Genomic DNA, 309 nt, shown 5'->3' with positions numbered 1-309 from the left:
CGCAACACCCGCTCCCCCAAAATCCCAGCACTGACACCATCAAAAACAACATGATGCGCCACAAAATGCAGAAACACCCGCCGCCCCGACAACCGGACCACCCGGAAAACCGCCAACCGATCCCGCGCCAGATCGAACCGCGTCCGCGACCACTCCTCCATCAACACACCAGCACGCTCCACCCCATCGGCCACCCCCACCAAATCCACCACCTCCGGCACCCACCCACCCAACCCCCCCACCACCAAACACGGACCCTCCACACCCACAACCACATTCACCCCAGCCATCGACGCCTCCACCAACGCC

1 protein-coding gene is annotated in these 309 nt (G+C 63.4%); it reads right to left on the bottom strand.

Going from position 1 to position 309, the window contains the following annotated elements; translation table 11 throughout:
• Positions 1 to 290 (bottom strand): condensation domain-containing protein (locus tag ACX4ZE_RS23290; RefSeq protein WP_480275609.1); only part of this gene is annotated, 290 nt, incomplete at its 3' end.
• Between the last annotated feature and the right edge of the window lie 19 nt (positions 291 to 309).

The organism is Nocardia sp. TBRC8007 (genome assembly GCF_056629435.1).
Note: the sequence above shows the minus strand (reverse complement) of the source record. Positions and strands in the feature narration are given on the sequence as shown.